This window comes from Rhodococcus sp. NPDC057014 (assembly GCF_042673295.1).
Classification (GTDB): Bacteria; Actinomycetota; Actinomycetes; order Mycobacteriales; family Mycobacteriaceae; genus Rhodococcus_F.
The window spans coordinates 1-9855 of the sequence record NZ_JBHUSF010000250.1; the positions used below are offsets into that span (position 1 = coordinate 1).

General features: G+C 66.7%; 6 protein-coding genes. 1 reads left to right on the forward strand and 5 read right to left on the reverse strand.

Annotated features, from left to right (window positions below):
• The 5 genes from ACFTZB_RS33640 to ACFTZB_RS33660 all read right to left on the reverse strand — a co-directional run.
• Nucleotides 1-3289: protein kinase (locus ACFTZB_RS33640; protein ID WP_378438338.1), on the reverse strand; the 3289-nt coding region annotated here is incomplete at its 3' end.
• A 66-nt stretch (nt 3290-3355) separates the two neighbouring features.
• Nucleotides 3356-4165 (reverse strand): IclR family transcriptional regulator, encoded by an 810-nt coding sequence (locus tag ACFTZB_RS33645; RefSeq protein WP_378438340.1) that lies wholly within the window; start codon nt 4163-4165, stop codon nt 3356-3358.
• 74 nt (nt 4166-4239) lie between these two features.
• Nucleotides 4240-5460, reverse strand: a complete 1221-nt coding sequence (locus ACFTZB_RS33650; RefSeq protein ID WP_378438342.1) for a M24 family metallopeptidase — start codon at nt 5458-5460, stop codon at nt 4240-4242.
• Nucleotides 5461-5525: 65 nt separating this feature from the next.
• On the reverse strand, nt 5526-6860 hold the full coding sequence (locus ACFTZB_RS33655) for an MFS transporter (protein ID WP_378438344.1): 1335 nt from the start codon (nt 6858-6860) through the stop codon (nt 5526-5528).
• 273 nt (nt 6861-7133) lie between these two features.
• Nucleotides 7134-8645: a PucR family transcriptional regulator gene (locus ACFTZB_RS33660; protein ID WP_378438346.1), complete on the reverse strand. Its 1512-nt coding sequence runs from the start codon at nt 8643-8645 to the stop codon at nt 7134-7136.
• Nucleotides 8646-8753: 108 nt separating this feature from the next.
• On the opposite strand from ACFTZB_RS33660, the gene ACFTZB_RS33665 reads away from it, so the two are divergent.
• Nucleotides 8754-9855, forward strand: a 1102-nt coding sequence (locus ACFTZB_RS33665) for a purine-cytosine permease family protein (protein WP_378438350.1), incomplete at its 3' end; no start/stop codon positions are given.

Sequence of the window (9855 nt, forward strand, 5' to 3'; positions counted from 1 at the left end):
CCACAGCCGCAGGAAGAAGCGCCGCCTGCGCTTCGTCACGACGTCCGGCCGCCCAGAGACACGACACCAGCAACCGGACCGCCTGCAGCCTGGCCCGGCGTCGCCCGGTGCCGTCGAGTTCCCGCACCCACGCGTCCGCCCATGCGCACGCCCGGTCCGCCGCATCCGGATCGCCCTGCGCCTCGAGCAACCTGATGGCCGCCTCCTCCTCGAGTTGCGCCGTCGCCAGTTCGAGGCCGTCGGCGGGGGTTCGGCGGGCCTCGCGGGTGACGGCGACAAATTCGGGCGACGGGGGCAGCCCGATCCGCACCCGCTCGTTGTCGACGGCGGCCCGCAGACGCGGCAGGGAGAACGTCTCGGCGGTCCGGACTCCCTCCGTGAGCTGTCGCTCCGCGGCGTCGAGATCGCCGCGCACCGCCATGATCCGCGCCCTGAGGCAGTAGTGCCGGATCATGAAATCGGTTGCGCCACCGAGCGCGGCGGCATCGAAGGTCTCGTTGAGCAGTTCGTCCGCTTCGTCGATCCGGCCCTGCTCGTAATGCACCTCGGCGAGAAGGGCGCGGGTGAGCCGCGCGTGCTGCGACTGCGTGTTCTCCGCCTCCCGAACCAGCTGTAACGCCTTGCGGTACAGCTCCATCGCACCACCGACGTCGAGCTGCTCGAACTTCGCGAGTCCGGCGAAACAGTATCCGTAGGCGACGGAGTAGGGCCCCGTGTTCTGCCGGTGGTACGGGGCCGCCCAACTCTGCCTGCGGTAGGCGTCCTCGAACCGGAATTCACACGTGTCCACGAACGTCGCGATGAGAGCGGCCATCGACACCACGAACGGGTGATACTCCGCCGGACGGGCGAGGCATTCGGAGACGAGTTCCCGCACCCCCGCGATACGGTCGGCGGTCACCTCGATATCGCCCTGCAGGACATCCGCTTCCACCCGGAGTTCCGCGGCGTGCTGCTCGGACATCTCGCCACCGGCGATCTGCTCGAGCGCCCGCGTTCGGGCTGCTCGAGCGAGTTCGAGGCGCTGGAGTTCGCAGTTCGCCCACCCGATCGTGAGTTGCAGACGCGGACTGGCGGCCACCAGATCGGCAGGCAGTTTCCCGATCAGGCAGAGCAGCGTCGACATCTGCGATCGATCGAGGAGGTAGAGATCATCCTCCTCCAGCAGTTCCACGGCGCGCTGCGGTTCGCCGGCCGCGAGAATGTGGTCGACGGCCTCCCCCAGCAGATGCCGCTCCCGGAACCAGTCGTAGGACCGGCGGTGCAGGTCGATGATGCGTCCGGGATGATCCCGTTCGAGACGCTGATGGAGGATCTGGGCGAACAGGTGATGGTAGCGATACCACTGACGGTCGTCCCCCGTCCTGCCGAGGAACAGATCGCGTGCGGCGACCTGTTCGAGTCGCGCCTGCCCGTCCCGCACACCCGCCAGCGCCGACGCCAGGTCGCCGCACACCGTGCCGGGGACCGAGGTGGCGAGCATGAAGTCGAGCATGTCCGGCTCGAGGGCGTCGAGCACGTTCTCGGCGAGATACTCGCCGATGGCGTCGGTCCCGGTCCGCAGCTGGTCGATCAGGTTCTCCGGACTCCCGGCCTCCCGCAACGACAACGAGGCCAACTGCAGTGCCGCGATCCAGCCGTCTGTCGATTCCCGGAGTTGCTCGATCTCCGTGTCCTTCAGCGGAACCTGCACCCGGTCCGACAGGAAGTTCTGTGATTCACCGAAGTCGAAACACAGTTCTGCGGAGGCTATTTCGTTGAGTTCGTCGAGCACCCGCATCCGGCTCAGGGGCAGCCCCGACCTGTTCCTGCTCGCGACGACGAATTTCAGGTGGTGACACCCGTTGTCGAGGAGGAACGTCATCGCCTCGATCGGTCCGGAGTCGGAGATGCGATGCCAGTCGTCGATCACGACGACGAGCGCGTCCGCGCTGTCGTGAAGCCGGTTGATCAGCGACGTGAGGACGAACCGTTCGACCGCTTCCCCGTGCTCTTCCAAGGATTGCCCCAGGTCGGTGACGACGTCCGGGCGGACCCGCCGGATCGCCTCGACCAGATGGGAGAGGAACCACACCACGTTGTTGTCGTCCCGGTCCACGGTCAGCCACGCCACCGCGGTCCCGGCCTCGACCAGGTCGTCGCGCCACTGGGCGACGAGACTGCTCTTGCCGAACCCGGCAGGCGCGTGGACGAGAGTCAGCCTGCGGTCCCGTCCCGCGCGCAAAGCGGCGAGCAGCCGGCGACGTGGCACGAGCTGCCGGGTGGTCGTGGGTGGGCGGAACTTCGTCACCGGCGCGGGCGGGGTCGGCGGCATCCGCACGTTGTACGGGAGCCCAGGTCGCCGAGACGGGGTGGATTCGCCGGCATGATCGTGCGGCTGCTCGGGTGCCCGTCGAATCGGGATGTACATGTCGTCGACGGTCACACCGTTGCGACGCTCGACCGTGCGGAGCTCGTTGCCGAAGTCGGCGGCACCGCCCGGCCTGTCCTCGACCGCGCGGGACATGGCATGTTCGACGGCGCTGCACACGTCGCCGGGGATTCCGGCGTCCCGCAGATCGGGTACCGCCTGCGTGGAAATCCGCAGGAACTGACCGACGACCTGTTCACCGCTGCGGCGCTCGTACGCGGCATGACCGGTCAGCGCGCAGAACAGCGTGGACCCGAGGCTGTAGACGTCCGACTCGACCGTCGGCGGCCTGCCTTCGAGTACCTCGGGAGCAGTGAACGCCGGGGAGCCGGTGATGGACCCTGCCGTCGTCTCGAATCCACCCGAGACGCGGGCGATGCCGAAGTCCGTCAACTGCGGTTCGTCGTATTCGGTGAGCAGGATGTTCGCCGGTTTGACGTCGCGGTGCAGCATCCCACCGCGATGCGCGGTCTCGAGGGCGCCGGAGATCTTGATCCCGAGCCGCAGGACCTCCTGCCACCCGAGAGGGCCCGAACGACGGATCTGCGCGTCGAGGGAACCGAACGAGTGGTACGGCATGACGAGAAACGGGCGACCGCTCCGGGTGACCCCGACCTGGTAGATCGCGACGATGTTCGGGTGCCCGGACGTCCGGCCCATCGCCCGTTGCTCCCGCACGAACCTCGTCACGTTGTCGGGATCGAGGTTCGACGTCAGGACTTTGACGGCGACCGTGCGATCGAGGTCTTCCTGCAGGCAGCGATACACGACCCCGAACCCGCCGCGGCCGATCTCCACGGCATCGTCGAATCCTGCCGCTGCCAGCTCGGACGTGATCTCCGGCTGACGCTGGGTTGCCCACGGATCGTCGTTCGCCATCGGCCTGCACCACCTCCGACACGCTCCACCCAGGATAGTCCGCGGGGGCACCCGGAGATCGGGTCGTCAGTCGCGCGTCACAGGTGCACCGAGCCGCGCGGCCACCGTGCGGGCCGATTCGGCGACGGTGCGGCCGAGCGAGTCGAGCATGGTGTGGGGAACCCGGAAACGGGGTGCCGACAGCATCACCGCGCCGACGAGGACGCCGCGGTGGTCGTGGACCGGCGCCGAGATGCCGACCTCCTCGATCGACGTCCGGCCGTCGTTGACGGCGTATCCGCGATCGCGGATCTCACCCAGTTCGTCGAGGTACTCGCCCACGGAGTCGGCGTCGTCCGGCCCCAGCAGCAGCCGCCGTTCGAACAGCCGCTCCACCTCGGCGCGCGGCATGTCGGACAGGAAGACCTGAACCGACGAACTCGCATACGTGTCGTATCGAGTGCCGACCGCGGCCGTGTGCTTGACCTGCTTGGGACTCGGAACCTGTTCGACGACGACGGATTCGTGGCCGTTCCACACCATCAGGGCACTCGTCTCCTCGGTCCGGCGCGTCAGACCTTCCAGTTCGGGCAGGGCCACCCGCCGAACGTCGAGGTTCGCCAGCAGCGGCCCGGCCAGGCCGATCACGCCGAGACCGAGCCGGTACCGCCCGGTCCCCTCCTCCCGTTCGACGTATCCCGCTTTCTCGAGGGTCGCGAGCATCCGGGACACACTGCTCTTGTGTAGATCGACCTTCCGCGCGATCTCGGTGACGCCGAGCACCGGTTCGGTGATCGAGAACGCCTCCAGAACGCGCAGCCCGTTGAGCAGAACCGACGGCGACGGCTTCGTGTCACCGTTCTGATCGCCGAGTTGATCGACGTCGTCCACACTCATGTCCGCTGCGCTCCTTCGACTCGGCTGGTACCTCTGCCGACCCTGCCACACCCGCGGCAGGGTCGGCGTACCGGTCAGACGCCGAGGATGTTGTGTTCGGGTCCGAACGGGAACCGGGTGATGTTCTCCGCGTCGTCCTCGCCGACGACCAGGATGTCGTGTTCACGGTAGCCACCGGCACCGGGCATTCCCTCGGGAACCATGATCATCGGCTCCATCGACACGACCATGCCGGGTTCGAGGACGGTGTCGATGTCCTCGCGCAGCTCGAGGCCCGCCTCGCGCCCGTAGTAGTGCGAGAGCACGCCGAAGGAGTGCCCGTATCCGAACGTGCGGTTCGGCAGCAGACCCTCGGCCTCGTAGATCTCGTTCAGCTCAGCGGCGATGTCCTTGCAGACCGCGCCCGGCTTGATGAGCTCGAGGCCGCGGCGATGGACCTTGACGTTGACCTCCCACAGTCGTAGATGTTCCGCCGACGGCTCACCGTAGAACAGCGTGCGCTCGAGCGCCGTGTAGTAGCCGGCAATCATCGGGAAACAGTTCAGCGACAGGATGTCTCCGCGCTCGACGCGACGGCTGGTAGCCCAGTTGTGGGCACCGTCGGTGTTGACACCCGACTGGAACCACACCCACGTGTCGCGCAGTTCGGCGTGCGGGAAGGTGGCCGCGATCTCCCGGATCATCGCGTTCGACCCGGCGATCGCCACCTCGTACTCCGGAACACCCTCCCTGACGGCGTCGCGGATGGCCTCGCCGCCCAGGTCGCCGATCCGGGCGCCGTGTTTGATCAGTTCGATCTCCTCGGGCGACTTCACCATGCGCTGCCGCATCGTGGCCTTGGCGACATCGGCGAACGTCATTCCCGGCAGGACCGCGGCGACGCGGGACCGCAGGTCTGGGGTGAGGTGGTCGTCCTCGACACCGAGCATGCCGCGCGAGATGCCCTGGTTCGCCAGCACCTGCTGCACGGCGTACTCGAAGTTGTCGCGGCGCCAGTCGGTGTAGACGACGTTCTCGCCGAACGTGCGCCGCCACGGCATGCCGGCGTCGATGTTCGCGGACACGGTGGTCGAGCTGTCCTGGGTGACGACGAGGGCGTAGGGGCGGCCGAACGCGGTGTAGAGGAAGTCGGAGTAGTAGTTGATGTTGTGGTAGCTGGTGAACAGCACGGCGACAACCCCGTTGTCCGCCATGTGCTTACGCAGCGCGACGAGCCTGCGGTCCATTTCCACCGGGGAGAACGTGGGAACGACCTTCTCGCCGTTCGGGATGTTCTTGATGCGCTCCAAGTTCATGATGTTCCTTTCGAATTGGCGGCGGCATCGCGGGATGCCGCATTTCTGTGGGAGATACGGGTGGGTCAGACGTCGGCCAGGGGTCTACGGGAGGTTTCGCGAGCCATCAGCATCGAGCCCATGGCGACGAGGGCCGCGGCGACGAGGTACCAGGCGGGCGCCAGTGTGCTGCCGGTGATCTCGATCAGCAGGGTGGCGACGAACGGTGCGGTCCCGCCGAACAGGGCATTGGCGGTGTTGAAGCTGAACGCGAAGCCGCTGTAGCGGACCTGGGTGGGGAAGATCTCGGACAGGAAGGTCGGGAGCGTGCCGTCGTTCATGGTGAGGAACGCGCACAACACGATCTGGATGACGACGACACCGACGATCCCGACTGCTCCGAGCGCACTGAACAGCGGGACGGTGAACACGGCGAAGCAGATCGACGCGCCGACGAGAACTCGCTTGCGGCCGAATCGATCCGAGAGCGCACCCATCCCGAAGATGAACACGATGTAGCAGGCGAGGGCGATCGACGCGGCGACGAACGAGGCCGTCTGCCCGACATGCAGCACCTCCGACAGGTAGGTCGGCATGTAGCTGAGGATCAGGTAGAAGCCGACCGCGTTGAGGCACGTGACTCCGAACGCGATGACGATTGCGCGTCGATGATGAGTGAACAGGATCGACAGCGGCGCGTTGTCCTCCACTTTCTGTTCCATTTCCTGGAACTTCGGGGTGTCCTCGAGCTTCAACCGGATGTAACGGCCGATCAGACCCATCGGCGCCGCGAGCAGGAACGGCAACCGCCAGCCCCACCCGTTGAGCTGTTCCGTCGACAGCGCCGCGGTGAGCAGTGCCGCGATCAACGATCCGAACAGAAGTCCGGCAGCCGTGGACGCGGGCACCACGCTGGTGAACAGGCCGCGCTTGCGGTCCGGGGCGTATTCGGCGAGGAACGCCGAGGCACCCGCGTACTCACCGGCGGCCGAGAATCCCTGCACCATGCGGACGAAAAGCAGCAGGACCGGTGCGAGGTACCCGATCTGATCGAAGCTGGGGATCAGGCCGATACAGAATGTCGACGCCGACATGATGAGGATCGACAGCGACAACGCGGTGCGGCGGCCGATCTTGTCCCCGAAGTGACCCCAGACCAGGCCGCCGATCGGGCGGATGACGAACGAGATGGCGAAGACGGCGAACGTGGCCAGCAGGCCCGTCGTGGGCGCCGTCTCGGGGAAGAAGACCACCGCGATAACCGTTGCGAGATAACCGTATACGGCATAGTCGAACCACTCGACGAAATTGCCGACGAAGCTCGCCGCGACGACGCGCCGGAGTACTCCGGGCGAGGGGTTCACCGCGCCGGCCTCGTCCGAGTGCGGCACAGCTGAGGGGGAATTGAGGTTTTGGGCCATGCCCACTCCTTCTCGGGGCGTCGGCGCCTGCCGACTGCGACGAATGGCATTTGTTGCTGTCAGTGCAACTGCGATTCGATTAGTGACGATATTGTGCGCACCGTCACATGTCAACGGATCGCGTCGCCATAGCGATCGAATCCCGGTTGCAGTGAATGAATAGGGACCGAAATCGCAGTAAACACGGCAGTTCGGGGTCACGCCATCCCAGATCGCCAATCCCGACGATGTTCACAGGAATGCAACATCGTTGCAATTACCGAGCCGAGGGGGTTATAACGCTGTCGTGTCGACCACACCACCGAGGTAGAGGCGCGTCGCGAGGTGCAGGGCAGCGAGCCGCGGCGAACCCGTCGGATCCTCGCCGAGCAGTGCGAAGATCTGCTCGAGCCGCTGGTACAGCGTCTGGCGCTGAACGTGCAGCCGGGCCGCCGCCTCGGTCTTGTTGCACCCGCACTGCAGGTAGACGTCCAACGTGTCGATCAGGCGGCGACCACGCTCCACACCCACCGCGAGCAGCGGCCCGAGAATCTCCCGGACGAACATGGCCAGCAGGGCAGGATCGTCGATCCGCCGGACCAGGCGTTCGAGAACGAGGTCCGCGGCGACCACCACGGTGTCGGCGATGCCCAGATCGCCCGCGAGGTCGAGCACGAACCGCGCCTCCGCCAGCGTCCAAGGCAATCCGGTCAGACCGGCGACCACCGGCCCCACCGCCACCCGGGCCTGCTCCGCCCCGGACGCCGTGCGCAACGACTCGACCAGAGCAGTACACGACCCGGACCGGTCGTCGGCCCGGACAACGATGATCGCGCGCACCTCGTCACCGGCCACGGACGACACCGTTCCGGCCGAGTACCGATGCAGCGCCGCGTCGACAGCGGCGAGAGCCACCGACCCGTCGAGCGAACGGCCGACGACCCCGACGTACGACACGCCGTCGGCCAGTCCCGCCGCGCGGGCCGCCGCAAGGACACGCTCGGGCGCAGGATTCGGCTGGCCGGCGATCCGCAGCAACGCCTGCGCGGCGCGGACCGCGGCCGACGGCGGAAAGGATCGCAGGAGCGAGATCGCCAGCGCTGCCGGCGCTCGCTCGACGATGGCCTCCGCGGTGACATGATCGGCCGGGTCGTCCGGAGACACCACGAGCGTCGCGACACTTACACCGTGAACCGCCACCGGTACCGAGAACAGCCCCGAATCTGCAGCGGGAGAGGCGATCTCGTTCCCGAGGGCCGCGATCACGTCGCCGGCCGCGTCGAACAGGGTCACGTCGCCGGGCAGAAGTCGCGCGAGCACCGCAAGCAACTCGTCCGGACCGCCGCCGCGCGCCAGTTCCTTCGACAACGCGTGCGCAACGGTGTCACCACGACGCAGTCGCTGCACCGATTCGTTGACCAGCAGGCCGTTGATCGCCTCGGCCACCTCGACGAACGGCACGACCCCTCGCAATTCCACCACCGGCAACCCCGCCACCGACGCCTCCTCGACCAGTTCCGTGGGGATCTGCGGCAGTTGCGTCCCGGTCTCGATGGCCACTCCGGCGACGCGGCGAGCCGACAATTCACGCACGTACCGCCGCAGCCGGTCCGGATCGGCGGATGCGAGCGCGAAACCGGCGGTCAGCAGCAACTCGCCGCCGCGAAGAAGGTGCGCGATGTCGATGACCTCACTCGAATGCACCCAGCGCACCGGTTGCGTCAGCAGCTGGGCGCCAACGCGAACGAGGGGGCGTCCGGCAGCCAGGCTCGGGTGTGCGAGGACGTCGGCTAACGACAGTGACATGACATTCCGTTCGTTGACGACCCGATCTTATTGGCAAAGTGTAAATGATGTGATGTGGGTCACGCACCGGAAGATGGGAAGTCCACATGGCCTCACCAAGGGAGTCCGATGGTCAAGAACATTCCCACCGACAGTCCGCACGTCCACGACTTCGAAGAAGTACTGCAGCCCATCCCCGAGGAAGCACGCACGACGCGCGTCTCCGGCCAGTTCTGGATCTGGGCGGGGGCGAATATCGCGCCCATCAACTGGGTTCTCGGCGCTCTCGGCATCGGCCTCGGACTCGGTCTCCGCGACACGCTCATCGTTCTTGTCGCCGGAAACATCGTCGGTATGGCACTTTTCGGCGTTTTCGTTCTCATCGGCCAGCGTACCGGCGTCACCGGCATGGTGTTGTCGCGGGCGGCGTTCGGCCGGCGCGGCGCGTATCTGCCGGCCGCGATCCAGGCCTGCCTGGCGGTCGGGTGGTGCGCCGTGAACACCTGGATCGTCCTCGACCTGGTCATGGCACTGCTCGGCAAACTGGATCTCGTCGACCCGCACGAGCGGAACCTGGCGGCGAAGATCCTCGTCGGCGCGGTCATCATGACGATCCAGGTGACCATCGCGTGGTTCGGGTACCGCGTCATCGCCGCCTTCGAGCGGTGGACGGTTCCCCCGACGCTGGCGGTACTGGTTCTGATGTCCGTCGTCGCCTGGTTCCACCTCGACATCGACTGGTCGTACGCCGGGCCCACCGGTGAAGTCCTGCAGGGCGGCGCCCGGATCGCGGCCATGTCGACGGTGATGACCGTGATCGGAATCGGCTGGGGAATCACGTGGTTCACCTACGCCTGCGACTACTCACGGTTCGTGAGCCGGACGGTGTCGCGGCGCAAGCTCTATCTCACCAGCACGCTCGGCCAGTTCGTTCCCGTGGTGTGGCTCGGAGTGCTCGGCGCGAGCCTCGCCACGACCAACGGTTCCGTGGATCCGGGCGAACTGATCGTGTCGAACTTCGGCGCGCTGGCGCTGCCGGTGCTGTTCCTCGTCATTCACGGGCCGATCGCCACCAACATCCTCAACATCTACACGTTCTCGGTCGCCGCACAAGCCCTCGACATCAAGGCGCACCGCCGGAAGCTGAACCTGCTGGTCGGCATGTTCGCCCTCGTCGTGGTCGTCTTCTTCATCTTCCAATCCAGCCTGGCCACCGTGCTGGAGACGTGGC